Here is a 25,389-nt window from a genome sequence, read left to right on the forward strand (position 1 = left end):
GCTGCCCGCGTGACGACGACAGACAACTCCCTCCTGCCGCTGCTCGCGGACCGCGACCCCGATGCGCCCCTGGCCTGGCGAGCCGGCGTGCCCGTGAGCGCCCGGCAATTCCTGGCCGACGTGGCCCGCTTCGCCCCGGAACTGCCTGACGACGGCCCCGCGGTCAACCTGTGCGTCGATCGCTATGCCTTTGCCGTGAGCCTGGGCGCCGCCCTGATGCGCGGCCACGCGAGCCTGCTGCCGCCCGATGCCCGGCCCGATACGCTGGCGCGACTGGCCGAATCCGGCGGGCCGCGGCTGTTCACGCTCGTCGACGACCCGAAGCTCCAGACCCCAGGCATGCGGCGCGTGCTGATCGAAGACCGCTCCAGCCTCGAAGGCAACCCGAACGCTGCAGTGCCCCGGATAGAGGCCGGCCTGCACGCCGTCAGCCTGCTGACCTCGGGCTCGACCGGCGTGCCTCAGCCGCATGCCAAGACCTGGGGCACGCTGGTGGGCGACGTGGCGGTGGCGGTCAAGCGGCTGTGCCGCGTGCTCGGGCGGTCCTCGCTCGAAGGCCTGACGCTGGTCGCTACCGTGCCGGTGCAGCACAGCTACGGCATCGAATCGTCGGCGCTGCTGGCCATGCTGGGTGGCGCGGCCTTCGAAAGCGGGCGGCCGTTCTTTCCCGCCGACGTGGCGCAGACGCTGGCCTCGGTGCCGCGCCCGCGCGCGCTGGTGACCACGCCGTTCCACCTCAAGACGCTGCTGCTGTCGGGCATCGCGCTGCCGCCGGTGGACCTGATTCTCTCGGCCACCGCGCCGCTGTCGCCGCAGCTCGCGCTGCAGGCCGAGCAGGCCATGGGCGCCGTGCTGCTCGAGATCTACGGCAGCACCGAGTCGGGCCAGGTCGCCACGCGCCGCACCACCGAAAGCGAAGTCTGGGAAACCTTCGGCGACATCCGCGTGCACGCCGAGCCGGGCGAGGAGGGCGGGCCCGAGCGCTTCATCTTCAGCGGCGACTTCATACCCGAGCCCACGCCCATGGCCGACGTGCTCGAACTGCTCGACGAGCGCCGCTTCCGCCTCTTCGGGCGCGCCAACGACCTGATCCACGTGGCGGGCCGGCGCAGCTCGCTGGCGCACCTCAACTACCACCTCAACAGCATTGCCGGCGTGGAAGACGGCGCCTTCTGGCTGCCCGACGAGGTGGCCGACGGCGTGGTGCGGCCGGTGGCCTTCGTGGTGGCGCCGACGCTTTCGGCGGGGGACATCGTCGCCGCGCTGCGGCAGCGGCTCGAAGCCGTGTTCGTGCCGCGCCGCGTGGTGCAGGTCAAGGCCTTCCCGCGCGAGGGCACCGGCAAGCTCACGGTGCGCGCGCTGCGCGAATTCGCGCTGGCGCAACTCGCCGAGGACGACACGCCGGTGCAGCTGGGCCTCACGGTGCCGGCCGATCACCCGGTCTTTGCCGGCCATTTCCCGGGCCAGCCCCTGGTGCCTGGCGCCTTGCTGCTGGCTGAAGTGCTGGAGGCCGTGCGGCGCGTGCCGGCCCTGTCCGCCCGGCTCGGCGCCAACCCGACGCTGGCCGCCGCCAAGTTCCTGGCGCCCGTGCGGCCCGGCAGCACGCTCTCCATAGAGCTGCATCCGGAGGCCGGCGCGGGACGCGGCGTGCGCTTCGACGTGCGTTGCGACGGCGTGGTGGCTGTCACCGGACGATGGACGGCCGTGCAAGAGTCGGCGTGATGAAGCACACCGATGTCGAAGCGCGCGCCGTGAACGAGGCGGCCCAGGCGCCCCGGTCCGCGCCGAAGGGGGAAAAGAGTGAAAAGGGCGAAAAGGGCGATTGGGCCCACGCGCCCGAGCGCAGCAACATGCTCGCGCTGCGCTTCATCTGCTTCATGGCGGTGGTGTGCGGGCGCCATGTCACGCGGCTGCTGCTGCCGCCCATCAGCCTTTATTTCCTGCTGTTCCTGCCTGCGCAGCGGCGGCACATCAAGCGCTACCTGTTCAGGGCCATCGGCCCGCACGCCGGCTGGATCGACGGCTACCGCCTGCTGCACGCCTTTGCCTCGACGGTGCTCGACCGGGTGTACTTCCTGCGCGGGCGCATGGATCTCTTCAAGGTCAGGATCGACGGCACCCCGCCGATCGACAACGAGCTCGCCCAAGGCCGCGGCGCCTTCCTGCTCGGCGCCCACGTCGGCAGCTTCGAGGCGCTGGGCGCCTGCCGCCAGCAGACGCGCCAGCAGGACCTGCGCGTCGCGATGCTGATGTACCCGGACAACGCACGCCGCATCAACGCCACGCTCGACGCCATCGCGGTGCCCGAGCTGCGGCCGCACGTCATCGCGCTGGGCCGGCCGCATTCGATGCTGGCGCTGCGCGACTGGCTCGACGGCGGCGGCCTTGCCGGCATCCTGGCCGACCGCACGCTGCCGGGCAGCGAAGACCAGGCGCAGCACCAGCGCGGCAACAATATCGTGCTGCCGTTCCTGGGGCAGCCGGCGTGCTTCAATGACGGTCCCTTCCGGCTTGCGGCGCTGTTGCGCCGCAAGGTGTTCTTCATGGCGGGCCTCTACGGCGGCGGCGCGCGTTACGACGTGCAGTTCGATGCGCTGGCCGACTTCGGCGAGCCGATGTCGGGCATGGCGGAGCGCGAAGCGCGCATCCGCGCCGCGCTGGAGGCCTATGTCGCGCGGCTCGAGTCGCTGTGCCGCGCCCACCCCTACAACTGGTTCAATTTCCATGATTTCTGGCTCGAAGATGCGGCTTGACCGGCTCTGCAAGGTATTCGTGCTGGCACTGGCCTTCTGCGCCGTGCCGGCCTGGGCGGCGTTCGACCTGCCCGAACTGATGACCCTGCTGGCCAGGCAGAAGAGCGGCGAAGCCCGCTTCACTGAACAACGCTTCGTGCACGGCCTCGAAGGCCCGCTCGACGCCAGCGGCACGCTGAACTTCGACGCGCCCGACAAGCTGGTGCGCCGAACCCTGTCGCCGCGCGTCGAGACCATGGCGGTCGAAGGCAACACGCTGACCCTTTCGCGCGGCGGACGCACACGCACGCTGGCGCTGGACAGCATGCCCGAGCTGCAAGGCCTGGTCGAAGCCATGCGCGGCACGCTGACCGGCGACGGCGCCACGCTGCAGCGCTACTTTCGCAGCACCGTAACCGGCTCGGCGGGCAAATGGACGCTCGACCTCGTGCCGCTCGACAGCCGGCTGGCCGCCCAGGTGCGCAGCATGCGCATCAGCGGCCGCGCAAGCGACGTGCTGGGCCTCGAAATGGAATTCATCGGCGGTGACCGCTCGGTCATGAACATCACGCCGAGCGCGCCCAACGCGGCGCCTGCTGGCGCGGCAGGCCGCGGCGCGCCGTGACCGTGGGGCAGGCGGGCGGGCCGCCCAGCTGGGGGCGCAGGGCGGTCGTGCTGCTGGCATGGCTGCTGGTGCTGGTGTGCGGCGCCGTGGTCATCGCGCGCACGCAGATCGGCGCCGACCTGTCGGCCTTCCTGCCCAAGAGCCCCGACGTGCGCCAGCGCGTGCTGATCGAGCAGCTGCAAAGCGGCGTGGCCTCGCGCACGCTGATGCTCGGCATCGAGGGCGGCAGCGTCGAGCAGCGCGCCACGGTGTCGCGCGCGGTGGCCAAAAGCATGCGCGAGAGCCAGCTGTTCGACCTGGTGCAGAACGGCGACGTCAGCGACTGGAGCGACTCCGGCACCTGGGTCTTCGAGCATCGCTACCAGCTCTCGCCGGGCGTGGTGCCGGGTCAGTTCACCGCCGCGGGCCTGCGCGACGCGATCAATGAAACGCTGTCGATGCTCGGTACGCCCGCCGGCAACGTCATCAAGCCGCTGCTCGACCGCGATCCGACCGGCGAGACGCAGCGCATCGCGATGGAACTGGTGCCTGCAAGCGCGCCGCGCAGCGAGGACGGCGTATGGATGTCGCGCACCGCGCCGCGCGCGCTGATGATCGCCACCACGCGCGCCGCCGGCGGCGACCTCGACGCGCAGGCCGTGGCCATCGCGCGGGTGAACTCGGCCTACGAGGCCGCCTCGCGCGGCATGGGTGCCGACGCGCCCAAGCTGCTGCTGAGCGGCCCGCCGGTGTTCTCGGTGATGAGCCGCGACAAGATCAAGACCGAAGCCATCCATCTCGCGGTGGTGGGCGGCATCGTGATGGGCGGGCTGCTGCTGCTGGCCTTTGCGTCGCCGCGCGCGCTGGTCATCGCCTTTTTGCCGGTGGCCACGGGCGTGGTGGTCGGCACCGCCAGCGTGAGCCTGGTGTTCGGCTCGGTGCACGGCCTGACGCTGGGTTTCGGCAGCACGCTGATCGGCGAGACGGTCGACTACGCCATCTACTACCTCATCCAGGCGCGCGGCGCCGCGGTGGCCGGCACCGGCTGGCAGCGCTGGCGCGACCTCAACTGGCCCACGGTGCGGCTCGGGTTGCTGACTTCGGTGTGCGGCTTCGCGGCACTGGTGTTTTCGGGCTTCCCGGGGCTGGCGCAGCTGGGGGTGTTCTCCATTGCCGGGCTGGTGTCGGCCGCGCTGGCCACGCGCTACGTGCTGCCGATGCTGGCGCCCGACGGCGCCACCGGCATGGGCATGCGCCGCTACATGGCGCAGCTCGCGGGCGCGCTGGTGCGCGGCCTGCCGCGCCTGCGCTGGCCGCTGGCCGCGCTCGGCGTGGCGGCGCTGGGGCTGGTGCTGTGGCAGGGCGGCCACCTGTGGCGCGCCGACCTGGGCGCGATGAGCCCGGTGCCCAAGGCAGCCCAGCAGATGGACGAGATGCTGCGCAACGACATCGGCGCCAGCGACGGCGGCGTGCTGGTGGTGGCCTATGGCGACGACGAACAGGCCGCGCTCCGCAACACCGAAGCCGCGGCCGCGCGGCTCGACGCGCTGGTGGACAGCGGCGAGCTCATGGGCTACGAGACCGTCACGCGGGTGCTGCCGAGCGCGCAGACCCAGGCGGCGCGCATCGCCAGCCTGCCGACCAGCGAAGTCCTGCGCGCCAATCTCGCCGAAGCGACGAAGGGGATGCCGCTGCCGGCGTCGCGCCTGGAGCCCTTCGTGCAGGAAGTGGAGGCGGCGCGCAAGCTGCAACCCGTGCAGCGTGCCGATCTGGCCGGTGGTCCGCTGGGCTCGGTGCTCAACACGCTGATGTACCAGCGCCCGGGCGGCGGCTGGGGCACGCTGGTGGTGCTGCATCCGGGCACCAAGTTCGACCAGAAGCGGCTCGAAACCGCACTGGCCGGCCTGCCCGACGTGCAGGTGGTCGACGTCGGCCGCGAGCTGGCCGGCCTGTATCAACGCTATCTGCACGAAGCTTTCGTCCAGGTGCTGCTGGGCGCGCTGGCGGTGGTGGTGCTGCTGGGCATCTACCTGCGCTCGTGGCGCCGGCTGCTGGCCGTGTGCCAGCCGCTGCTGTTCGCGGTGGTGCTCACGCTGGGCGGCATGGCGGTGCTGCAGGCTGCGCTGGGCATCCTGCATCTGGTGGGGTTGCTGCTGATCGTGGCGGTGGGATCCAACTACGCGCTGTTCTTCGACCAGTTGCGCACCACGGGCCAGGCCGACGAAGACACGCTCGCATCGCTGATGCTGGCCAACCTGACGACGGTGGTGTCCTTCGGGCTGATCGCGATTTCCGACATTCCCGCGCTGTCTTCGATCGGCCGCGTGGTCGCGCCGGGCGCGCTGCTGGCGCTGCTGCTGTCGGCGGCATTCGCACGCAGCGTGGGGCCTTCGAAGGCCGCGCGCGGTCGATGAGGGGAAAATCCGGGCCCATGTCTTCCGCCTCCGCCCCTCGTGAATCCTGGCCCTGGCCGCCGGCCATACGCGCCAGTGCGGCATGGCATGTGGCGGCCATCGGCGCGGGCGTGCTGGTGCCGGGCGCGCTGCCGTGGGCCGTGGGCGCCATCGTGCTCAACCATGCGCTCATCACCGGCGCCGGCCTGACGCCGCGCAGCAGCCTGCTGGGCCCCAACATGACGCGCCTGCCCGAAGCGGCGGGCAAGCGCCGCGAGGTGGCGATCACCATCGACGACGGACCGGAGCCCGAGGTCACGCCGCGCGTGCTCGACCTGCTCGACGCGCACGGCCAGCGCGCCACCTTCTTCTGCATCGCCGAGCGCGTGCTGGCGCAGCCCGCCCTGGCGCGCGAGATCGTGGCGCGCGGCCACAGCATCCAGAACCACACGGCGCGGCACCGGCACAACTTCTCCTTCCTCGGGCCGCGCGGCTTCGCCGCCGAAATCGCACGCGCGCAGGACATCCTGAGCGACGTGACCGGCCAGCGTCCGACCTGCTTCCGCGCGCCGGCCGGCCTGCGCAACCCCTTCCTGGAGCCCGTGCTGCACCGCCTCGGCCTTTCGCTGGTGAGCTGGACGCGGCGCGGCTTCGACACGCGCGAAGGCGACGCCGCCAAGGTGATGGCGCGCCTGGACCGCAACCTGCAGGCGCGCGACATCCTGTTGCTGCACGACGGCAACGCCGCGCGCACCGCTGCGGGACAACCCGTTTTGCTGGAGGTATTGCCCTTGTTGCTCGAACGCCTGCGCGCCGATGGACTGCGCGCTGTCACCTTGCCCGAGGGCATGAAATCATGAGTGCGGTGCTGCCTTCGCGGGGCGCCACCGACAAAGCGTGGCGCGAGCTGCACGAAGCCGCGACCATCCCCTACAAGAAGGGCGGCAGCTTTGCCTGGCATTTCGCGCGCGGCAAGCTGGGTCGCGACCCGGTGTTCCGCGGCCTGCTCGAGCGCGGGCTGATCGATGCGCAGCACCGTCGCGTGGTCGACATCGGCTGCGGGCAGGGCCTGTTCGCCAGCCTGCTCGCATCGATGAGCGCAATGCAGAAAAACGGCCGCTGGCCCGCGTCGTGGTCCGCCACGCCGGAAAGCGCCGACTACACCGGCATCGAGCTGATGCCCAAGGACGTGGCGCGCGCCGAGGCGTCTATCGGCCATCTGCAGCCGGCGCCCAAGCTGGTCTGCGCCGACATGTGCTCGGCCGAACTGCCGGACTGCGACCTTGTCGTGATCCTCGACGTGCTGCACTACGTGGACCTCGAAGCGCAACAAGGCGTGCTGACGCGCGTGCGCGACGCGCTGCGCCGCGGCGGCAATCCGCAGGCGCGCCTGCTGCTGCGCGTGGGCGATGCGTCGAGCCGCCGCGGCTTTGCGATCAGCCAGTGGGTCGACCGCACCGTGACGCGCATCCGCGGCCACAAGGTATCGCCGACCTGGGGCCGGCCGCTGGCCGAATGGACCGCATTGCTCGACCGCCTGGGCTTTCGCGTGCACAGCATTCCGATGAGCGAGGGCACGCCCTTTGCCAACGTGCTGCTGGTGGCAGACCTCGAGGAGAGACAGGCCGCATGACCGCACCACAGACGCTCGACCGCGCCGGCATCGCGCAGCGCATTCCGCACAGCGGCAGCATGTGCCTGCTGGAGCGCCTCGAAAGCTGGGACGCCGACGCGATCCATTGCAGCACCACCACGCACGCGCAAGCCGGCAACCCGCTGCGCACCGAGAGTGGCCTGCTTGCGCCGAACGCCATCGAATACGCCGCGCAGGCGATGGCACTGCACGGCAGCCTGCTGGCTGCCGAGGGCAGCACGCCATCGGCCGGCTTCCTGGCGAGTGCGCGCAACGTCAAGCTGGCGGTGGCGCGGCTGGACGACGTCGACGGCGCGTTGCAGGTACGGGCGAAGCGCCTGTCGGGCGACGACCGCCAGGTTCTCTATGAATTCACGGTGAAGGCCGACGACGGCCGATCGCTGGCCGAGGGGCGAGCCGTGGTGGTCCTGAACACGCCGCTGGCTGCGGAAGAAAGCACATCGTCATGAGTCTCGAAGGAAAACGCGCCCTGATCACCGGCGCCAGCGGCGCGCTCGGCGCGGCCATGGCCCGCCGCTTCGCGCGCGAGGGCGCCACGGTGCTGCTGCACGCCAACTCGCGGCCGGAAGCGGTCGAGCAACTGGCCGCGGCCATCTCGGCCGAAGGCGGCAAGGCCGAATGCCATGTGTTCGACCTGCGCAGCGACGAGGCTTGCGCGGCGGCATGCGCGCGCATCCTGGAAGGCGGCCCGGTCCAGATCCTCGTCAACAACGCGGGGGTGCACGACGACGCGGTGCTCCCGGGCATGCGCGCCGAGCAGTGGCACAAGGTGATCGACGTGTCGCTCAACGGCTTTTTCCGTGTCACGCAGCCCTTGCTGCTGCCGATGATGCGCACGCGCTGGGGGCGCATCCTGAACATCTCGTCGGTCGCCGCCATCGCGGGCAACCGGGGGCAGGTCAACTACGCGGCAGCCAAGGGCGCGCTCAACAGCGCGACCAAGGCGCTGTCGCTCGAGGTGGCGTCGCGCGGCGTGACGGTGAATGCGATCGCGCCGGGGATCATTGCCTCGCCCATGGCTGACGCGGTGTTCGATCCGGCAGTCATCAACCAGATGGTGCCGGTGAAGCGGGCGGGGACGCCGGAAGAGGTGGCTGCCTTGGCTGCTTTCCTGGCTGGTGACGAGGCCGGGTACATCACTGGGCAGGTGATTTCTGTCAACGGCGGGATGATCTGACGCTTTGACTTTTGGGGTGCGGCGGTGGGTGCTGTGCCCTTGGGCGGCCGACGTCACCGGCCCTTCGGGCTTCCCTGCGCTGCTCGCGACGGGCGCTACTCAACAAGAACGAAGATTCAGTCCTGAAACGGCGGCTTCCCAGCCAGCTTCCGAAACACCAAACCCGGCAGCCGCAGCACGAACTCCACCATCAGCCGCGTGTGCATCCACGTCAGCAGCACGTTGTCGCGTCCATAGCGGAAGTGCGAAACCCCGCCTTCCTCGGCGCTCAGGTATTTCACCGGCGCATCGATGTTTACCGGCTTGACCCCGCGCCACGCGAGCCGAACGACGGCTTCGGTGTCGAAGTCGAAGCGCCGCATCCACGGCTGCTTTGCCATCACCGCGATCAGGTCGGCCACGGGATACACGCGAAAGCCGTAGAGCGAATCGCCCACGCCGGCAAACAGGGTTTCCAGCTGCGTCCACCCGTTCGACACGCGCCGCCCGCGCACGCGCAACAGCGGCGCGCTCGCATCGAACACCGGACGCCCCAGTACCATCGTCTCGGGCCGCTCCAGCGAGGCTTTCATGAACGCGGGGATCAGGTCCGCCGGATGCTGCCCGTCGGAGTCCATGGTCAGTGCATGCGTGAAACCCGCGTCCTGCGCGGCGCGCAGCCCATGCAGCACCGCCGAGCCCTTGCCCTGGTTCTGCGGCAGCACCCACACGCGCAGGCCGGGGTCGTTGGCCGCCATCTGCTGCAGCCGCTCGCCCGTGCCGTCGTCGCTGCCGTCGACCACCACCCACACCGGGTTCCACTGCGCGCGCGCGGCCTCGACCGTGGAGAACACGCGTTCTCCCGTGTTGTAGCTGGGAATCAGGACAAGGTGGGTGCGCGAGGCGTCTGGCATTCGGGGGACGCGTCGGTGGCGCGCTGTTCCATGTTTTGGCGAAAGTAGTGTTCCAGCTCGGCCTGCAGCACGTCGCTGTCCTGCGTGGCCGCGAAGCGCTTGCCCAGCCGCAGCGTGAAGACGATGGGCAGCGGCGGCACGCGCCACAGCGGCCAGCCCTTGCTGAGGTAGGGCGAGTCGGTGTCGATGAACACCGTCTGGATCGGCGCCTGCGCCAGCTTGGCGATCAGCGTCACGCCGGGGCGAAATGGGTTGAGCGGCGGCGTCACCGTGCGCGTGCCCTCGGGGAAGATCACCAGCTGCCCGCCGTTGCGCAGGTCGTTCACCGCCAGCCGCACCATCATGCGCGCCGACTTGTTGCTGATGTAGCGCGCCAGCCGCGCACCCGCGCCGAGGAAGATGTTGCCCATCAGGTCGGCCTTCATGATGCAGGCGCTGCGCGGCAGCCGCGCCACCAGCAGGAGGGCGTCGAGCATGGTCGGATGGTTGGCCACGAAGATCACGCCGGGCTCGTTGCGCATCGGGTCGAGGCAGGTGGAGTCGATGCGCATCATGCCCGTCACCGACGCGAGCCACCAGAACATGCGGTAGGCGAACGCGATGGTCATGCGGCCCAGCGCGCGGGCCGGCCGCGTGGGCATCACGGGGTAGATCAGCATGGCCACGAAATTCCAGACCAGCGAGATCAGGCCCAGGAAAAGCAGCAGTGCGTAAAGCATCAACGCAAGCGGGATCGACGTGAGAATACGCAGCACTCGGGTCATTGAGTCAGTCGGGCGATCGGGCACCGGCAATTCAGGCCCGCAATCGACCGGCGGCGACCGTGTGCGCCTCGATCTCGACCAGCAGGTCGCTGCGGCAGATGTCGGCTTCCAGGTACACGGCGTGGCGCGCCATGGGCGCGTCGGCGCCGAGCGTGCTCTCGATGATGCCGCGCACCGCCTCGGTGTCCGATGGGTGCCGCACGTACACCACGCAGTCGAGCTCTGCCAGCGCGAATTTCGCAGTGCCGCGCTCATTGGCGGCGGTGATCACGGCCTGCAGGTTGCGCAGCGTTTCGCGGGTCTGCTCGAGCACGTCGCCGTGGTGGACGGTTTCGTGCCCGACGATGCTCGCGGTGCCGGAAATGAATAGCGCGATGTTGCCGTCGCCGATGTCCGACAGCGCCGCGCGCGAAAAGGTCGGCGAGCGCGGGCCGTAGGTTTCGGGGTAGCGGTAGGCGGAGACTTGCCGCGGGTTTTCCACCGGCAGCGGCGCCTGCTTGCCCGCCAGGAAGCGGATCGACAGCGCGCCCTGGTGGATGCCCAGCGCGCAGGCCGCCGGCGCGCCCTCGAAGGCGGCGCGCCCGGCTTCGAGGAAGGCTTCCTGGCGGCCGGCATTGAACTGGCGGTAGCGTTCGAGCCCGCCACCGTCGGCGTTGATCTGCGGCAAGTAGTTCCAGATGCGCTGCAGGTGCGGCGTGCCGGCCTGGTCGAGGGTCTTGAACAGGTCGCTGTAGGCGCGGTGCGCGAGTTCGGTCAGGCCTTGTTTCTCGGCCGCCTCGTCGAGGTCGATGGCGCCCAGCAGCCAGTGGCCGTCGGTGCGCCAGCGCGCAATGCCGGTGGTACCCGACTCGATGTGCGGGGCCGTGAGGTGCCACACGTCGGCCATTGCGCCGTTGGGCGAGAGCACGCGGGCATTGACCGTCGGCATCCACGCCACGCCGTGCGGCGTGCCGTAGCCCAGCGCCGCGAAGGGCGCCTTGCCGCCGGCGGCAAGCGCCAGGCTGTCGGGCAACGAAAGGCGCTCCACGCGCAGATGGGAAGAAGAGCTTGCGTCCTGGACTTGCACTGTCACTGTCACCTTGCCTCGACGATGTGGTCTGGTTTGATGGCGGTATAGGCAGAGAACACGCCGAGGCTGGCATTCCGGCGCACGTCGCGGAAACCCGCGTCGGCCAGCGCCTGCACCACCTGCTCGGGGGGAATGCAGGCCTCGATCGTGTCCCAGTAGTAGCGCCACAGTTCCGAGGTGTCCCGCCGGCGACCGACCACGCGGGCGATCAGCGGCACCACGGCGCGCATGTAGCCCTTGAGCAGCGCCGTCGCGACGCGGCCCTCGGGCTTGGTAATTTCAAGCACCACCACGCGCCCGCCGGGGCGCAGCACGCGATGGAATTCGCCGAAGGCGGCGGCCACGTCGCTGATGTGGCGCATGGCGTAGCCCATGCTCACGAAGTCGCAGCTGGCGTCGGGCCGGGGCAGGGCCTCGGCCACGCCTTGCACCAGTTCCACGCCGGGCAGCTTCACCTGGTCCATCATGCCGGCGCTTGGATCCACGCCCACGAGCTTGCCGGCCGGGCCGATGAGCTTCAGCGCCTCGCGCGCCACCAGGCCGGTGCCGATGCCCACGTCGAGCACCTCGGCGCCGGTCGCGAGGCCCGCCTGCTGCAGTGCCGCACGGCGGTAGGCGGGGCCGGTGCCGAAAGCAAGCACGCTCTCGATGCGATCGTAGTCGGCCGCCGTGTCGTCGAAGATTCGACGCAGGAACGCCTGGTGCTCTGCCTCGTTGCTGTAGTACAGCGGCAGGGGAGCGTGTGGCGGCAGGACGACGGGTGTCGCGGGGCCGCCTGTAGGCGATGGTGTCATCGAACGATTATCACCAAAAGCCCGGGCGCGAAATCCGGGGGGCGCCGGGCGTTGCGTGCGCCGGACAGTAAACTCGGAGCTTGCTTTGAAAACACAAGACAGCGAGATAGAAAGCCATGGCCGGACATAGCAAATGGGCAAACATTCAGCACCGCAAGGGCCGCCAGGACGAAAAACGCGGCAAGCTCTGGACCCGTGCCATTCGCGAAATCACGGTGGCGGCACGCGCAGGCGGCGCTGACCTCGGCTCCAACCCCCGGCTGCGGCTGGCGGTGGAAAAGGCCAAGGCCGTGAACCTGCCCATCGACACCATCAAGCGCAACATCGACAAGGCCACCGGCAACCTCGAAGGCGTCAACTACGAAGAAATTCGTTACGAAGGGTACGGCATCGGCGGCGCGGCCATCATCGTCGACACCATGACCGACAACCGCGTGCGCACTGTGGCCGAAGTGCGCCACGCCTTCTCCAAGCACGGCGGCAACATGGGCACCGAAGGCTCGGTGGCCTTCCAGTTCAAGCACTGCGGCCAGATCGTCTTTGCGCCCGGCACCGACGAAGACAAGGTGATGGAAGTGGCGCTCGAAGCCGGCGCCGAAGACGTCGTCACCGACGACGACGGCGCCATCGAGGTGCTCACCGCGGTCGCGGATTTCGAAGCCGTCAAGAACGCGCTCGAGGCCGCCGGCCTGAAGCCCGAGGTGGCCGAAGTCACCATGCGCGCGGAGAACCCGGTCGAAGTCACCGGCGAAGACGCCGCGAAAATGCAGAAATTGCTCGACGTGCTCGAGGACCTGGACGACGTGCAGGACGTTTATCACAACGCCTCGTTGTCCGAGTAGGCACGAATGAATGTTTGTTGAATCACAGCGAGAAATGAAGGCCCGCGAATGAAGGTACTGGTAATTGGGGGAGGGGGCCGTGAACACGCTCTGGCGTGGCGCCTGGCGCAGGCCACCCGGGTGAGCCGCGTGTACGTGGCGCCGGGCAACGGCGGCACCGCGAGCGACGAGCGCTACGACTGCATCGACATCACCGAGCCCGCCGCGCTGCGCGAATGGGCCATCAAGGAAAAGATCGCGCTGACCGTGGTCGGCCCCGAGGCGCCGCTGGCCGCGGGCGTGGTCGACGAGTTCCGCGCGCACGGCCTGCGCATCTTCGGGCCGACGCAGGCCGCCGCGCAGCTCGAGAGCTCCAAGGCGTTCTCCAAGGCGTTCATGAAGCGCCACAAGATCCCCACGGCCGAATACGAAGCCTTCACCGACGCCGCCGCGGCGCATGCCTACATCGACGCCAAGGGCGCGCCCATCGTCGTCAAGGCCGACGGCCTGGCGGCAGGCAAGGGCGTGGTGGTGGCCATGACCGCGCAGGAAGCGCACGAGGCGGTCGACTTCATGCTGGTCGACAACAAGTTTGGCGTGTCGCACAACGAAGGCGGCGCGCGCGTCGTCATCGAAGAATTCCTGCAGGGCGAGGAAGCCAGCTTCATCGTGCTGTGCGACGGCAAGAACGTCACCGCGCTGGCCACCAGCCAGGACCACAAGCGCCTGCTCGACAACGACGAAGGCCCCAATACCGGCGGCATGGGCGCGTATTCGCCCGCGCCGGTGGTCACGGCCGAGGTGCATGCGCGCGCCATGCGCGAAATCATCCTGCCGACCATCCGCGGCATGGAAAAAGACGGCATTCCCTACACCGGCTTCCTGTACGCCGGCCTGATGATCGACGCGGCCGGCCATCCGAAGACGCTCGAATTCAACTGCCGCATGGGCGACCCCGAGACGCAGCCCATCATGATGCGGCTGAAGTCCGACCTGTTCGAGGTGTTCTGGCACGCCACCGACGGCACGCTCGACCAGGTCGAGCTGCAGTGGGACCGCCGCGTGGCGCTGGGCGTGGTGATGGCCGCGCACGGCTACCCGCTGTCGCCGCGCAAGGGCGACCGCATCACCGGCATCCCGGCCGAGGCGCCCGATGCCGTGGTGTTCCACGCCGGCACCACGCTGGAAAACGGCGAGCTCAAGACCAGCGGCGGCCGCGTGCTCTGCGTCACCGTGCTGGCCGACAGCGTCAAGCTTGCGCAGCAGCGAGCCTACGAGGTGGCGGCGCGCGTCAATTTCGACGGCGCCCAATACCGCAAGGACATCGGATTCCGCGCCGTGCACGCGCGCAACACACCCAACGCTTGATGCAGCAAACCAACCCGGCGGCGGTCGGCGACTACCTGCGCGGTCTGCAGCAGTCGATCATTTCAGCGGTGGAAAAGGCCGACGGTGGCGCCTGCGTGCGCGACGCCTGGCAAAAAGAGCCCGGTGAGCCGCTGCAGGGCCAGGGCCTGACCTGCATCCTCGAAGGGGGGGAACTGTTCGAGCGCGCCGGCTGCGGCTTCTCGCAGGTGCGCGGCCCCAGGCTGCCGCCATCGGCCACGCAGAACCGGCCCGAGCTGTCGGGCGCGCCTTTCGAGGCGATGGGCGTGTCGCTGGTGTTCCATCCGCGCAACCCCTATGTGCCGATCGTCCACATGAACGTGCGCATGCTCGCGGCACTTCCTGAAGGCGGCGAACCGGTCTGCTGGTTCGGCGGCGGCATGGACCTCACGCCGTGCTACGGCTACGAGGAAGACGCGGTGCACTTCCACACCGTGTGCCGCGATGCGCTCGCGCCCTTCGGCGAAGACAAATACCCGCGCTTCAAGACGTGGTGCGACGAGTATTTCTTCCTGAAGCACCGCAACGAGCAGCGCGGCATCGGCGGCATCTTCTTCGACGACTTTTCGGAAGGCGGCTTCGAGAACGGCTTTGCCTTGATGCGTTCGGTGGGCGACGGCTTCCTGCCTGCCTACCTGCCCGTGGTCGAGCGCCGCCGCGCCATGCCTTACACCGAGCGCGAGCGCAACTTCCAGCTCTACCGTCGCGGACGCTATGTCGAGTTCAACCTCGTGTGGGACCGCGGCACGCACTTCGGCCTGCAGTCCGGTGGGCGCACGGAATCGATCCTGCTGTCGATGCCGCCGCTGGCGAGCTGGGCCTACCAGCAACGGCCCGAGCCGGGCAGCCCGGAAGCCGCGCTGTACAGCGACTTCATCGTGCGGCGCGACTGGCTGTGATTTCCTCTTCCGGCAAGGTGCCGCGCATCGGTGTCTTCGGCGGCGCGTTCGATCCGCCGCACAACGCCCATGTGGCGCTGGCCGATGCCGCGCTTGCGCAGCTCGATCTGTCCGAGCTGCATGTCATTCCCACCGGCCAGGCCTGGCACAAGAGCAGGGCGCTCACGCCGAAGGAAGACCGCCTCGCGATGACGCGGCTCGCCTTCGCGGGACTGAAAGGCACCGTCGTCGTCGACAGCCGCGAAGTGCTGCGCGACGGGCCCACCTACACGCTCGACACCCTGCACGAACTGCAGAAAGAGCAGCCCGGCGCGCAGCTCGTGCTGATCATGGGAGCCGACCAGGCGAGCGCGCTGCCGACCTGGCATGGCTGGCAGGATATACTCGGCATTGCTATCGTTTCTGTAGCGTATCGCGCATTATCGACGGGCGACACTGCTCGTTTTGATCCGAAGATGCTGCCCGGCCTCCCGGCCGGTGCGCGTTTCGAGGCGCTCGAATTGCCACCTATGGACATCAGCGCCACCGAGATTCGGCGGCGCGCGGCGCTTGGCGTGGACATTTCCTCGCTGGTTCCGGCCACGGTTGCACGCTATATTGACCAACACCACCTCTACCGCTCTGCCTGATGACCACTGAAGCCGCCGCCAAAAAAGACACCCAGAAACTCCAGCGAGCCATCATCGATGGTCTCGAAGACGTCAAGGCGCAGGACATCCAGGTATTCGACACGGAGCATCTGTCACCGCTGTTCGAGCGCGTGATCGTCGCGTCGGGCACCTCGAACCGCCAGACCAAGGCGCTTGCCGCCAGCGTGCGCGACGCCGTGCGCGAAGCCGGTTTCGGCAAGCCGCGCATCGAGGGCGAGGAAAACGGCGAGTGGATCATCGTGGACTGCGGCGCCGCGGTCGCGCACATCATGCAGCCGGCCATCCGCCAGTACTACCACCTCGAAGAGATCTGGGGCGACAAGCCGGTGCGCGCCAAGCTCGGCGGTGCCAAGCCCGCCGCGTCCACGAGTTCGTCCACCAAGGACGAGCCGGAAACCAAGAAGAAGGGCGCCGCCAAGGAGCCCACGCTGCGCCGCTCGAGCGCCGCCAAGACCGCGATCCGCGCAGCCGAGCAGGAAGCCAAGGCAGCGAAGGCACCGGCGAAGAAGGCTGCCTCCAAGACCACGGCCAAGACTGCAGCGAAGAAGGCGCCCGCCAAGAAGGCCGGCTCCACCACGGCGCGCGTGCCGGTCAAGGTCGTCGGCAAGCCGGCGGCCAAGAAGCCCGCTGCCAAGAAGGCGGCAGCCAAGAAGGCGCCAGCCCGCCGCGCATGAAGCTGCTGGTGGTTGCCGTCGGGCAGCGCATGCCCGATTGGGCACAGACTGCCTGGGACGACTACGCCAAGCGCTTTCCGCCCGAACTCAAGCTCGAGCTGCGCGCGGTCAAGACCGAGCCGCGCGGCTCCAAATCACTCGAAACCCTTTACGCCGCCGAGCGCGAGCGCATCGAAGGCGCCATTGCGCGCGGCATGCGAATCGTCGTGCTCGACGAGCGCGGCACCGCGCTGACCACCAAGGCGCTGGCGGCCCGGCTGCAGTCCTGGCAAGGCGAGGGCGACGATGTCGCGCTTGTCATCGGCGGTCCCGACGGACTCGATCCGGCCTTCAAGGCCGCGGCCCACGAGCGCATCCGGCTGTCCGACCTGACCCTGCCTCACGCGATGGCGCGGGTACTGCTGGTCGAGCAGCTGTACCGGGCTTGGTCGGTGAACGCAGGCCATCCCTACCACCGCGAATGAAGCGCCCCGGCGGGCGGGATGCGGCCGCTGCGCGGCTTCATCCACCAGGCCGGCCGGCTGCGGCGCGGCGGGCAGCAGCTTCGCAGGAGAACTGAACCTTGTCCGATTTCATCTACCTCGCCTCGCAAAGCCCGCGCCGTGCGCAGCTGCTCGGCCAGCTCGGTATTCGCCATGCATTGCTGCTCGCCGACGCCGACGAAGACGCAGAGTCGCTCGAAGCGGTGCTGCCGAACGAGGCGCCGGCCTCCTACGTGCAGCGCGTGACCGCCCTCAAGCTCGATGCGGCCGTTGCGCGGCTGCAGCGGCGGGGGCTGGCCAGCGCGCCGGTGCTCTGCGCCGACACCACCGTCGCGCTGGGCCGCACCATCCTCGGCAAGCCCGAAGACGCGGCGGATGCCGCGCGCATGCTCGCCATGCTCTCGGGCACCACGCACCGCGTGCTGACGGCCGTGGCCCTGCAGGACGGCGACCGGCGCCATGCCGCGCTCAGCGTCTCGCGCGTGCGCTTCGCGAAGATCACCGAGGCGCAGGTTGCCCGCTACGCCGAAAGCGGCGAGCCGCTCGGCAAGGCCGGGGCCTATGCCATCCAGGGCGCGGCGGCTGCGTTCATCGAGCACATCAGCGGGTCCTATTCGGGCATCATGGGACTTCCCATGTTCGAGACCGCCGAGCTGCTCCGTGGCGCCGGTTTCAATACCTAACAAGAATTCCATGCAAGACATCCTGATCAACTGGTCCCCGCAGGAGACCCGTGTGGCGCTGGTCGAGCACGGCGCGGTGCAAGAGCTGCACGTCGAGCGCACGCTGGAGCGCGGGCTGGTCGGCAACATCTATCTCGGCAAGGTGTCGCGTGTGCTGCCGGGCATGCAGTCGGCCTTCATCGACATCGGCCTGGAGCGCACCGCCTTCCTGCACGTGGCCGACATCGTGGCGCCGTTCACGCCGGGCTCGCGGCCCAGCGCGCCGGCGCCGGAACGGGACCACCGCAACGGCGGGCCGATGGTGCCCATCGAGAAGCAGGTGTTCGAAGGCCAGTCGCTGCTGGTGCAGGTCATCAAGGACCCGATCGGCACCAAGGGCGCGCGGCTGTCGACGCAGATCAGCATCGCCGGGCGGCTGCTGGTGTTCCTGCCGCAGGACAACCACATCGGCGTGTCGCAGAAGATCCCTTCGGACCAGCGCGAGTCGCTGCGCAACCGCATGCTGGCGCTGATCGAGGCGGCCGCGGCGGCCGACAGCGGCGGCGTGGTGCCGGCCAACACCGGCGGCTTCATCCTGCGCACCAACGGCGAGGATTCCTCCGACCCCGAGCTGGCCGAAGACATCGCCTACCTGCGCAAGACATGGTCGCGCATCCGCGACGCCTCGATGCGCATGCCGGCGATGTCGCTGCTGCACCAGGACCTGAGCCTGCTGCAGCGGGTGCTGCGCGACATGACGGGCGAAGACACGCAGACCATCCGCATCGACTCGCGCGAGCAGTTCGAGGTGCTGCTGAAGTTCGGCCTCGAATTCATGCCCAAGGCGGCGGGCAAGCTGCAGCACTACAAGGGCGAGCGGCCGATCTTCGACCTGTATTCGGTCGACGAGGAAATCGCCAAGGCACTGGGGCGGCGCGTCGAGCTCAAGTCGGGCGGCTACCTCGTGGTCGACCAGACCGAGGCGCTGACCACGGTGGACGTGAACACCGGCGGCTTCGTCGGCGCACGCAACTTCGACGACACCATCTTCAAGACCAACCTGGAGGCGGCGCAGGCCATTGCGCGGCAGCTGCGGCTGCGCAACCTGGGCGGGATCATCATCGTCGACTTCATCGACATGGGGCGCGACGACCACCGCGAGCAGGTGCTGGCCGAATTCCGCAAGCAACTGGCGCGCGACCGGGTGAAGACGACGGCTGGCGGCTTCTCGCAGCTTGGCCTGGTCGAGATGACGCGCAAGCGCACGCGTGAATCGCTGGCGCACATGCTGTGCGAACCCTGCGCGGCCTGCGGCGGGCAGGGCATCGTGAAGACCGCGCGCAGCGTGGCCTACGACGTGATGCGGGAGATATTGCGCGAGGCGCGCCAGTTCACGCCTCGCGAGTTCCGCATCGTGTCGTCGCCGCAGGTGATCGAACTGTTCCTCGACGAGGAAAGCCAGCACCTGGCGGGCCTGAGCGACTTCATCGGCAAGCCGATTTCGCTGCAGTCCGAGCCGGCGATCGGGCAGGGACAGTACGACATCGTGCTGCTCTGACCTGACCGCATTGCGCTGATCAGAGCGTCGGGTCTTGCCCCGGCGGCGCGCTGCGCACCGCCAGCGTCTGCAGCCGCGCATACAGGCCGTCGAGCTGCATCAGCTGCTCGTGGCTGCCTTGCTCGGCAATGCGGCCTTGCTCCATCACGATGATGCGGTCCGCGTGCTGGATGGTCGACAGGCGGTGGGCCACGATCAGCGTGGTGCGGTTCTGCATCAGGCGCTGCAGGGCGTCCTGCACGAGGCGCTCCGATTCGGTGTCGAGCGCGGAGGTGGCCTCGTCGAGCAGCAGCACCGGCGCATTCTTGTAGAGCGCACGGGCGATGGCCAAGCGCTGGCGTTGGCCGCCCGAGAGCTGCGTGGCGTTGTGGCCCAGCACGGTGTCGATGCCCTGGGGCAGGTTCTCCACGTGCGAGCTCAGGTTGGCCGCCTCTATGCATTGCAGCACGCGTTCGCGATCGATTTCCGCGCCCAGCGCCACGTTGGCCGCGAGGGTCTCGTTGAGCATCACCACGTCCTGGCTGACCATCGCGAACTGCGCACGCAGGCTCTTCAGCTGCCATTCGCTGGTGTCGTGTCCGTCGAGCAGCACCTGGCCGCTGCTGGGTTGCACGAAGCGTGGCAGCAGGTTCACCAGCGTGGTCTTGCCCGAACCCGAAGGCCCGACGAAGGCCACCACCTGGCCGGGTTGGATCGTCAGGCTCACGCCGTCGAGGGCGCGCTGCTCGTCGTCGCCGCGGTAGCTGACCTGCACATTGCGCAGTTCGATGTGGCCATCGGCGTGCTCGAGGCTGAACGTGCCCTGCGACTCCGGGGCGACCTCGTCGATCAGCACCAGTCCGCGCTCCAGCGCGGCCAGTCCGCGCGTGATCGGCCCGGCCACCTCGGCCAGCCGGCGGATGGGCGCGATCAGCATCAGCATGGCCGTGATGTAGGCCACGAAGCCGCCCACCGTGAAGCCCTGCTTGCCGCTTTGCCACAGCGCGATCATCACCACCACCGACAGCGCCAGCGAGGCCATCATCTGCGTGAGCGGCGTGGTCGCGGCCTGGGCGATGGTCGACTTCACGGCCAGGCGGTTCAGGCGCTGGCTCAGCTGTTCGAAGCGATGGCCCTGCGCGCCTTCGGCCCCGTGCAGGCGCACCACGCGGTGGGCGAGCACGTTTTCCTCGACCACGTAGGCCAGCTCGTCGGTGGCCTGCTGGCCCTGCTGCGTGAGCCGGTAGAGCCGCTTGGAGAACACCTTCATGATCCACGAGATGCTGGGCACCAGGAAGGCGACGATGAGGGTGAGCTTCCAGTTCAGGTAGACCAGATAGCCCAGCAGCGCGATCAGCGTGAAGCCGTCGCGCGACAGGCCGAGCAGCGCCTGCACCAGCAGCATCGCGCCGGTCTGTACTTCGTAGACCACGGTGTTCGAAAGCGCGCTGGCAGACTGCCGCGCGAACAGCGCGAGCTCGGCGCCGAGCAGGCGCTCGAACATCACCCGCCGCAGCTTCTGCATGCCCTCGTTGGCGATGCGCGAGAGGGCGTACTGGGAAATGAACTGGGCGATGCCGCGCACCGCGAACAGCAGCAGCACGGCGGCGGGCACGAACCAGAGCGGCATCTCGCCGCGTGTGAAGCCGCGGTCGAGCAGCGGCTTGAGCAGGGCGGCCATGAGCGGCTCGGTGATTGCCGCCAGCATCGCCCCGCTCAATCCAAGGGCCCACCATTGGCGCGAGCCGCCGAACCAGGTCATGAGTCGCGCCAGGCGGCGCATCAGGGGAGGGCGAGGAGTCTCGCCGCCGGGGGAAGCTTGCATGGCGGCGGATTCTACGGGTGGGCCCGTTTCGGGCTTCCTGAAGTGATTCTGTAGGACCGCGCCGCTGGATAAACGTTTTGTGACGGCGTCTCCAAACCAGTGTGTAACATGTGGCCCGTCAAGCCGGGGAGAACTTTTTACCCGGAAACCTCTCCGAACCGCATGAACAAGCCGTTGCCAACTCCAATTCCAACTCCTTCTTCATCGCTATTTGCACGCCGCACTCTCATTGCGGCACTTGCCGCCACTCCCATGCTTCCTGCACTGGCCCAATTCCGGGTCGAAGTGTCGGGCGTCGGGCTGACGCAGCTGCCAATCGCGCTTGTTCCCTTCAAGGGCCAGGAATCCTCCCCGCACAAAATCTCCGACATCGTCCAGGCCGACCTGGAGCGAAGCGGCCAGTTCCGTGGCGTCGATGCTTCCGGCCAGGCGCTGGACGAAGCATCGCGCCCCGACCTGTCGCTGTGGCGGCAGCGCACCGCCGACTCGCTCGTGGTGGGCAGCGTCAGCCGCCTGGCCGACGGCCGTTTCGACGTGCGTTTCCGCCTGTGGGACGTGGTCAAGGGCCAGGACCTCGGCGGCCAGAGCTACACGGTGCCGCAAGGCGACCTGCGCCTGGCTTCGCACCGCATCGCTGACTACGTCTATGAAAAGCTGACCGGCGAAAAAGGCATCTTCTCGACCCGCATCGCCTACGTCACCAAGGCCGGCAGCCGCTATTCGCTGTGGGTGGCCGACGCCGACGGCGAGAACGCGCAAGCCGCGCTGGCCAGCCCCGAGCCGATCATCTCGCCCTGCTGGTCGTCCAACGGCCAGCAACTGGCGTATGTGTCCTTCGAGTCGCGCAAGCCGGTCGTCTACGTGCACAACGTGGCCAGCGGCCAGCGCCGCCTGCTCGCGAACTTCAAGGGATCGAACAGCGCACCTGCATGGGCGCCCGATGGCAATTCGCTGGCGGTCACCCTCAGCCGTGACGGCGGCTCGCAGCTCTTCACCATTCCGGCCGGCGGCGGCGAACCGCGCCGCCTCACGCAAAGCTCGAGCATCGACACCGAGCCGGCGTTCTCGGCCGACGGCAGCACCATCTACTTCGTCAGCGACCGTGGCGGTGCCCCGCAGATCTACAAGATGGGCGCTGGTGGCGGCAACCCGACGCGCGTGACCTTCAGCGGCACCTACAACATTTCTCCGGCTGTCAGCGGCGATGGCCGGTGGTTGGCCTACATCTCCCGTGTGGGAGGTGCATTCAAACTCCATGTGATGGAGTTGGCCACCGGCAATGTCAGCGCCATCACGGATACCACCGCCGACGAGAGCCCGAGTTTTGCCCCGAACAGCAAATTGATCGTCTACGCCACGCAGCTGCAAGGCCGCGAGGCCCTGATGACGACCACTTTGGATGGAAAAATAAAGGCACGACTGGCTGGGCAGGCGGGAGACATAAGAGAACCGGACTGGGGTCCGTTTCAAAAGCAATGATTAGGTTTACTTGAGGAGTTCCAAATGTTGAAACGTACGATCTATTCGCTGGCCATCGTGGCTCTTATTGCCGGTTGCTCGTCGGGCACGAAGCTCAACGAAACGCCGGTGACCGACCGCTCCGGCACCGCCGGCGGCCAGCAAGGTGGCGCTAGCGCCGTGGCTCCCGTGACCATCGATCCGAACGCGGGCACCGCGCAAGGTCCGGTGGGCGTGGCGCGCATCATCTACTTCGATTACGACAGCTACACGGTCAAGCCCGAGTTCCAGTCGGCCATCGACGGTCATGCACGTTTCCTCAAGGCCAACCCGCAGCGCCGCGTGTCGATCGAAGGTCACACCGACGAACGCGGCGGCCGTGAATACAACCTGGCACTGGGCCAGAAGCGCTCCGAAGCCGTGCGTCGTGCACTGACCCTGCTGGGCGTGAACGACAACCAGATCGAAGCCGTGAGCTTCGGCAAGGAAAAGCCGGCCGTCCAGGGTTCGGGTGAAGAAGTCTGGGCGCAGAACCGCCGCGCCGAAATCACGTACCGCCAGTGATGCACCGCGCTGTGTTGCGAGGCGCGGCGCTGGCTGCCGCCTTGCTTTGTGTCTCGGTGGGGTCGCAGGCCGCACTGTTCGAGGATGACGAGGCTCGCCGCGCCATCCTCGACTTGCGCCAGCGCGTCGAGGCCATGCGCCAGCAAACCGACCAGCGACTGACCGACGAGAACGGCCAATTGCGTCGCAGCCTGCTCGATCTGCAGAACCAGATCGAGCAGATGCGAGGCGACCTGGCGCGCATGACCGGCCAGAACGAGCAGCTCACGCGCACCGTGAGCGAAATGCAGTCGCGCCAGACCACCCTCGACGACAAGCTCAAGCAGAGCGAGCCTTCGAAGGTGTCGGTGGACGGCCGCGAGTTCAACGCCGATCCGAAGGAAAAGGCCGATTTCGACGCTGCCCTCGGTGTGTTCCGCTCGGGCCAGTTCGCGCAGGCGCAGACCGCGTTCGCCGAATTCGTCAAGCGCTACCCGCAGAGCGGCTACAACGCCTCGGCGCTGTTCTGGCTGGGCAACGCCCAGTACGCCACGCGCAACTACAACGAAGCCATCGCGAATTTCCGCTCGATGCTGTCGCTCGCGCCCGACCATGCCAAGGCCCCCGAGGCCGTGCTGTCGATCGCGAACTGCCAGATCGAACTGAAGGACACGCGCGCCGCTCGCCGCACGCTGGAAGACCTGACCAAGGCCTACCCGCAGTCGGAAGCCGCGCAAGCCGGCCGCGAGCGCCTTTCGCGTTTGCGCTGATGCAGGCGGAGCTTTCCGCTTGAGCGCGATCATCACTGCCGCAATCACCACTCCTCCTGCCGCCGCGGATGTCGTCATCGACACCGCGGCGCCTGACCATGCGCGCCGCTTCGGCGGACTGGAGCGCCTGTACGGCGTGGCGGGTGCGGCACGCATCCGCCATGCGCACGTGCTGGTCGTCGGCATCGGCGGGGTGGGGTCGTGGGCGGTCGAGGCGCTGGCACGCAGCGGGGTCGGGCGGCTGACGCTGGTCGACCTGGACCACGTGTCCGAATCCAACATCAACCGCCAGATCCACGCGCTCGATGCGACCGTGGGCCAGGCGAAGGTCGAGGCCATGCGCGACCGCATTGCGCAGATCAACCCGGACTGCAGGGTGCTCGCGGTGGACGAGTTCGTGGAGCCGGGCAACTGGACGAGCGTGCTCGAGGCGGCGCAGGCAGCGAACGGGCCGGTGACTGCCGTCGTCGACGCATGCGATCAGGTGAAGGCCAAGCTGACGATGGCCGCATGGGCGCGCGCTTCGCGCGCCGCCTTCATCACCGTGGGCGCGGCGGGCGGCAAGCGGCAGGCACACAAGGTCGACATCGACGACCTGTCGCTCGTCACGCACGACCCGCTGCTGGCGCAACTGCGCCAGCGCCTGCGCAAAGAGCACGGCGCTCCACGCGAAGGCCGCAAGATCGGTGTGACCTGCGTCTTCAGCCGCGAGAGCGTGGCGCCGCCCGATGCTTCGTGCGCTATAGAAGGCGACGGGTCGCTCAACTGCCACGGCTATGGATCAGTCGTCAGCGTGACTGCGACTTTCGGCCAATGTGCGGCAGGTTGGGTTCTCGACAAAATCGCCTCAAACCTCACGCTATAATCTTAGGCTTTGCTGGATTCAACGCCGGCAAGAAGCAAAGAATGGTTCCGGGACGTTAGCTCAGTTGGTAGAGCAGCGGACTTTTAATCCGTTGGTCACTGGTTCGAATCCAGTACGTCCTACCAGAACTCCAGAGCGCTCGCCATACAGGCCGAGCGCTCTTTTTTTTGCGGCGGGCCAGCTCGCAATATCAACGGCGCGCAGCCCTCTACGCTCTGCTCAGATCGCGACCTTCTTGTGTTCGCCGAGATCCTTCGGCGGCTCGCCCGTGATGGCGGCCTTCGCCATCTTGTACAGCTGCACCATCTTGCTGTCGTCCACGTCCCAGTATTCCGCACCGACCACGGTCACGGCGAGCAGGCCGAGGTTGGGGTCGGTCGGGCCGTTGGGGAACCAGGCCTGCGCCATCTTGTTGAAGAGCGCCTCTTTCTTCGCCTGGTCTTCGAGCAGCGCGGCATTGCCCGACACAGACACGTAGCTGTCGTCGTCGGTGTTCGCATACGCGAGGTTCACCACCGGGTCGCTGGCGATGTGGCGCGCGATATCGCCGTTCTTGGGCACGAAGAAGTAGAGCGTGCGCACGTCGTCGCCGTCCTTGTTCTGCGTGGTCAGGGGATGGCTGTGCAGCTGGCCGTCGCCGTGGCGGTGGGTCAGCATGCCGAAGCGGGTGTCCTTGATGAGGTCCCAGAGCTTGCTTTGGTCGTTGGTGGTCGTCGTCATGTCGAAACTCCAGAAAA

At 68.2% G+C, this 25,389-nt stretch carries 26 protein-coding genes and 1 tRNA gene; 21 read left to right on the plus strand and 6 right to left on the minus strand.

The genetic code is table 11. From position 1 onward, the window contains the following. Positions 1 to 9: 9 nt before the first annotated feature. From WIX39_RS16325 to fabG, 8 genes are read left to right on the plus strand one after another with little or no spacing between them, the layout of a single operon-like run. Entirely contained in the window at positions 10 to 1,722 is a 1,713-nt protein-coding gene (locus WIX39_RS16325; RefSeq protein ID WP_234382614.1) for an AMP-binding protein, read from the plus strand. Continuing rightward, positions 1,722 to 2,753, plus strand: a complete 1,032-nt coding sequence (locus tag WIX39_RS16330; RefSeq protein ID WP_081271699.1) for an acyl-CoA synthetase — start codon at positions 1,722 to 1,724, stop codon at positions 2,751 to 2,753. Before WIX39_RS16325 ends, WIX39_RS16330 begins: the two co-directional genes overlap by 1 nt. Next, positions 2,725 to 3,357 carry a LolA-related protein gene (locus WIX39_RS16335; RefSeq protein WP_106934655.1) on the plus strand — a complete coding sequence of 211 codons (633 nt, stop codon included), beginning with the start codon at positions 2,725 to 2,727 and terminating at the stop codon, positions 3,355 to 3,357. The genes WIX39_RS16330 and WIX39_RS16335 overlap by 29 nt, the downstream gene beginning before the upstream one ends. Beyond that, positions 3,354 to 5,750, plus strand: coding sequence for an MMPL family transporter (locus WIX39_RS16340; RefSeq protein WP_106934654.1), 2,397 nt, complete (start codon positions 3,354 to 3,356; stop codon positions 5,748 to 5,750). Before WIX39_RS16335 ends, WIX39_RS16340 begins: the two co-directional genes overlap by 4 nt. A gap of 17 nt (positions 5,751 to 5,767) precedes the next feature. Next, on the plus strand, positions 5,768 to 6,589 hold the full coding sequence (locus WIX39_RS16345; protein WP_199851920.1) for a polysaccharide deacetylase family protein: 822 nt from the start codon (positions 5,768 to 5,770) through the stop codon (positions 6,587 to 6,589). Beyond that, a complete protein-coding gene (locus WIX39_RS16350; RefSeq protein ID WP_106934652.1) occupies positions 6,586 to 7,362 on the plus strand; it encodes a class I SAM-dependent methyltransferase in 777 nt (258 codons plus the stop codon). The genes WIX39_RS16345 and WIX39_RS16350 overlap by 4 nt, the downstream gene beginning before the upstream one ends. Beyond that, the gene (locus WIX39_RS16355; protein ID WP_106934651.1) at positions 7,359 to 7,832 is read left to right on the plus strand and encodes a hydroxymyristoyl-ACP dehydratase; all 474 of its coding nucleotides are present in this window, start codon (positions 7,359 to 7,361) and stop codon (positions 7,830 to 7,832) included. Before WIX39_RS16350 ends, WIX39_RS16355 begins: the two co-directional genes overlap by 4 nt. Further along, a complete protein-coding gene (fabG, locus tag WIX39_RS16360) occupies positions 7,829 to 8,560 on the plus strand; it encodes a 3-oxoacyl-ACP reductase FabG (protein WP_081270487.1) in 732 nt (243 codons plus the stop codon). The genes WIX39_RS16355 and fabG overlap by 4 nt, the downstream gene beginning before the upstream one ends. Before the next feature lie 116 nt (positions 8,561 to 8,676). Here the strand turns inward: fabG and WIX39_RS16365 are convergent, their stop codons facing one another. The 4 genes from WIX39_RS16365 to WIX39_RS16380 are packed head-to-tail and all read right to left on the minus strand — an operon-like array spanning position 8,677 to position 12,080. Continuing rightward, the gene (locus WIX39_RS16365; RefSeq protein ID WP_106934650.1) at positions 8,677 to 9,453 is read right to left on the minus strand and encodes a glycosyltransferase family 2 protein; all 777 of its coding nucleotides are present in this window, start codon (positions 9,451 to 9,453) and stop codon (positions 8,677 to 8,679) included. Continuing rightward, positions 9,420 to 10,217, minus strand: coding sequence for a lysophospholipid acyltransferase family protein (locus WIX39_RS16370; protein WP_081270489.1), 798 nt, complete (start codon positions 10,215 to 10,217; stop codon positions 9,420 to 9,422). The genes WIX39_RS16365 and WIX39_RS16370 overlap by 34 nt, the downstream gene beginning before the upstream one ends. 31 nt (positions 10,218 to 10,248) lie before the next feature. Further along, complete coding sequence (locus WIX39_RS16375; protein WP_409196348.1) at positions 10,249 to 11,283, minus strand: hypothetical protein; 1,035 nt, start codon at positions 11,281 to 11,283, stop codon at positions 10,249 to 10,251. A gap of 8 nt (positions 11,284 to 11,291) precedes the next feature. Next, complete coding sequence (locus WIX39_RS16380) at positions 11,292 to 12,080, minus strand: class I SAM-dependent methyltransferase (protein WP_081270491.1); 789 nt, start codon at positions 12,078 to 12,080, stop codon at positions 11,292 to 11,294. A gap of 116 nt (positions 12,081 to 12,196) precedes the next feature. On the opposite strand from WIX39_RS16380, the gene WIX39_RS16385 reads away from it, so the two are divergent. The 8 genes from WIX39_RS16385 (at position 12,197) to rng (ending at position 19,212) form a co-directional block, all read left to right on the plus strand. Next, positions 12,197 to 12,922 (plus strand): YebC/PmpR family DNA-binding transcriptional regulator, encoded by a 726-nt coding sequence (locus tag WIX39_RS16385; protein WP_081270492.1) that lies wholly within the window; start codon positions 12,197 to 12,199, stop codon positions 12,920 to 12,922. Between the two features lie 48 nt (positions 12,923 to 12,970). Beyond that, a complete protein-coding gene (purD, locus tag WIX39_RS16390) occupies positions 12,971 to 14,269 on the plus strand; it encodes a phosphoribosylamine--glycine ligase (RefSeq protein ID WP_081270493.1) in 1,299 nt (432 codons plus the stop codon). After that, on the plus strand, positions 14,269 to 15,186 hold the full coding sequence (hemF, locus tag WIX39_RS16395; protein ID WP_409195398.1) for an oxygen-dependent coproporphyrinogen oxidase: 918 nt from the start codon (positions 14,269 to 14,271) through the stop codon (positions 15,184 to 15,186). The genes purD and hemF overlap by 1 nt, the downstream gene beginning before the upstream one ends. Next, positions 15,186 to 15,815, plus strand: a complete 630-nt coding sequence (nadD, locus tag WIX39_RS16400; protein WP_409196349.1) for a nicotinate-nucleotide adenylyltransferase — start codon at positions 15,186 to 15,188, stop codon at positions 15,813 to 15,815. Before hemF ends, nadD begins: the two co-directional genes overlap by 1 nt. Beyond that, complete coding sequence (gene rsfS / locus WIX39_RS16405) at positions 15,815 to 16,510, plus strand: ribosome silencing factor (RefSeq protein ID WP_081270495.1); 696 nt, start codon at positions 15,815 to 15,817, stop codon at positions 16,508 to 16,510. The genes nadD and rsfS overlap by 1 nt, the downstream gene beginning before the upstream one ends. Continuing rightward, entirely contained in the window at positions 16,507 to 16,974 is a 468-nt protein-coding gene (gene rlmH, locus WIX39_RS16410; RefSeq protein WP_081270496.1) for a 23S rRNA (pseudouridine(1915)-N(3))-methyltransferase RlmH, read from the plus strand. Before rsfS ends, rlmH begins: the two co-directional genes overlap by 4 nt. A 98-nt stretch (positions 16,975 to 17,072) precedes the next feature. After that, entirely contained in the window at positions 17,073 to 17,675 is a 603-nt protein-coding gene (locus tag WIX39_RS16415) for a Maf family protein (RefSeq protein WP_081270497.1), read from the plus strand. 10 nt (positions 17,676 to 17,685) lie between these two features. After that, positions 17,686 to 19,212 (plus strand): ribonuclease G, encoded by a 1,527-nt coding sequence (gene rng, locus WIX39_RS16420; RefSeq protein ID WP_081270498.1) that lies wholly within the window; start codon positions 17,686 to 17,688, stop codon positions 19,210 to 19,212. A gap of 19 nt (positions 19,213 to 19,231) precedes the next feature. On the opposite strand, the gene msbA is transcribed toward rng, so the two are convergent. Continuing rightward, entirely contained in the window at positions 19,232 to 21,016 is a 1,785-nt protein-coding gene (gene msbA / locus WIX39_RS16425; protein ID WP_409195399.1) for a lipid A export permease/ATP-binding protein MsbA, read from the minus strand. Positions 21,017 to 21,268: 252 nt separating this feature from the next. Between msbA and tolB the strand changes: the two genes are divergently transcribed. The 5 genes from tolB to WIX39_RS16450 all read left to right on the plus strand — a co-directional run bounded on the left by tolB (position 21,269) and on the right by WIX39_RS16450 (position 24,777). Then, entirely contained in the window at positions 21,269 to 22,495 is a 1,227-nt protein-coding gene (gene tolB / locus WIX39_RS16430) for a Tol-Pal system beta propeller repeat protein TolB (RefSeq protein ID WP_409196350.1), read from the plus strand. 24 nt (positions 22,496 to 22,519) lie between these two features. Continuing rightward, positions 22,520 to 23,038, plus strand: coding sequence for a peptidoglycan-associated lipoprotein Pal (gene pal / locus WIX39_RS16435; protein WP_106934644.1), 519 nt, complete (start codon positions 22,520 to 22,522; stop codon positions 23,036 to 23,038). Then, positions 23,038 to 23,787, plus strand: a complete 750-nt coding sequence (ybgF, locus tag WIX39_RS16440) for a tol-pal system protein YbgF (protein WP_081270502.1) — start codon at positions 23,038 to 23,040, stop codon at positions 23,785 to 23,787. Before pal ends, ybgF begins: the two co-directional genes overlap by 1 nt. A gap of 19 nt (positions 23,788 to 23,806) precedes the next feature. Further along, positions 23,807 to 24,652, plus strand: a complete 846-nt coding sequence (locus WIX39_RS16445; RefSeq protein WP_409195400.1) for a tRNA threonylcarbamoyladenosine dehydratase — start codon at positions 23,807 to 23,809, stop codon at positions 24,650 to 24,652. Between the two features lie 49 nt (positions 24,653 to 24,701). Beyond that, a tRNA-Lys gene (locus tag WIX39_RS16450) sits at positions 24,702 to 24,777 on the plus strand. A gap of 94 nt (positions 24,778 to 24,871) precedes the next feature. On the opposite strand, the gene WIX39_RS16455 is transcribed toward WIX39_RS16450, so the two are convergent. Beyond that, the gene (locus tag WIX39_RS16455; protein ID WP_409195401.1) at positions 24,872 to 25,372 is read right to left on the minus strand and encodes a pyridoxamine 5'-phosphate oxidase family protein; all 501 of its coding nucleotides are present in this window, start codon (positions 25,370 to 25,372) and stop codon (positions 24,872 to 24,874) included. Positions 25,373 to 25,389: the final 17 nt, after the last annotated feature.

This window comes from Variovorax sp. AB1(2024), from assembly GCF_037482385.2.
In the GTDB taxonomy this organism is placed as follows: domain Bacteria; phylum Pseudomonadota; class Gammaproteobacteria; order Burkholderiales; family Burkholderiaceae_C; genus Variovorax.

Coding starts and splice junctions, on each gene's coding strand:
- WIX39_RS16330 (WP_081271699.1), top strand. CDS start 1,722: ATGAAGCACACCGATGTCGAAGCGCGCGCCGTGAACGAGGCGGCCCAG.
- WIX39_RS16335 (WP_106934655.1), top strand. CDS start 2,725: ATGATTTCTGGCTCGAAGATGCGGCTTGACCGGCTCTGCAAGGTATTC.
- WIX39_RS16345 (WP_199851920.1), top strand. CDS start 5,768: ATGTCTTCCGCCTCCGCCCCTCGTGAATCCTGGCCCTGGCCGCCGGCC.
- WIX39_RS16350 (WP_106934652.1), top strand. CDS start 6,586: ATGAGTGCGGTGCTGCCTTCGCGGGGCGCCACCGACAAAGCGTGGCGC.
- WIX39_RS16355 (WP_106934651.1), top strand. CDS start 7,359: ATGACCGCACCACAGACGCTCGACCGCGCCGGCATCGCGCAGCGCATT.
- fabG (WP_081270487.1), top strand. CDS start 7,829: ATGAGTCTCGAAGGAAAACGCGCCCTGATCACCGGCGCCAGCGGCGCG.
- WIX39_RS16365 (WP_106934650.1), bottom strand. CDS start 9,453: ATGCCAGACGCCTCGCGCACCCACCTTGTCCTGATTCCCAGCTACAAC.
- WIX39_RS16370 (WP_081270489.1), bottom strand. CDS start 10,217: ATGACCCGAGTGCTGCGTATTCTCACGTCGATCCCGCTTGCGTTGATG.
- WIX39_RS16380 (WP_081270491.1), bottom strand. CDS start 12,080: ATGACACCATCGCCTACAGGCGGCCCCGCGACACCCGTCGTCCTGCCG.
- WIX39_RS16385 (WP_081270492.1), top strand. CDS start 12,197: ATGGCCGGACATAGCAAATGGGCAAACATTCAGCACCGCAAGGGCCGC.
- purD (WP_081270493.1), top strand. CDS start 12,971: ATGAAGGTACTGGTAATTGGGGGAGGGGGCCGTGAACACGCTCTGGCG.
- hemF (WP_409195398.1), top strand. CDS start 14,269: ATGCAGCAAACCAACCCGGCGGCGGTCGGCGACTACCTGCGCGGTCTG.
- rsfS (WP_081270495.1), top strand. CDS start 15,815: ATGACCACTGAAGCCGCCGCCAAAAAAGACACCCAGAAACTCCAGCGA.
- rlmH (WP_081270496.1), top strand. CDS start 16,507: ATGAAGCTGCTGGTGGTTGCCGTCGGGCAGCGCATGCCCGATTGGGCA.
- rng (WP_081270498.1), top strand. CDS start 17,686: ATGCAAGACATCCTGATCAACTGGTCCCCGCAGGAGACCCGTGTGGCG.
- msbA (WP_409195399.1), bottom strand. CDS start 21,016: ATGCAAGCTTCCCCCGGCGGCGAGACTCCTCGCCCTCCCCTGATGCGC.
- tolB (WP_409196350.1), top strand. CDS start 21,269: ATGCTTCCTGCACTGGCCCAATTCCGGGTCGAAGTGTCGGGCGTCGGG.
- pal (WP_106934644.1), top strand. CDS start 22,520: ATGTTGAAACGTACGATCTATTCGCTGGCCATCGTGGCTCTTATTGCC.
- ybgF (WP_081270502.1), top strand. CDS start 23,038: ATGCACCGCGCTGTGTTGCGAGGCGCGGCGCTGGCTGCCGCCTTGCTT.
- WIX39_RS16455 (WP_409195401.1), bottom strand. CDS start 25,372: ATGACGACGACCACCAACGACCAAAGCAAGCTCTGGGACCTCATCAAG.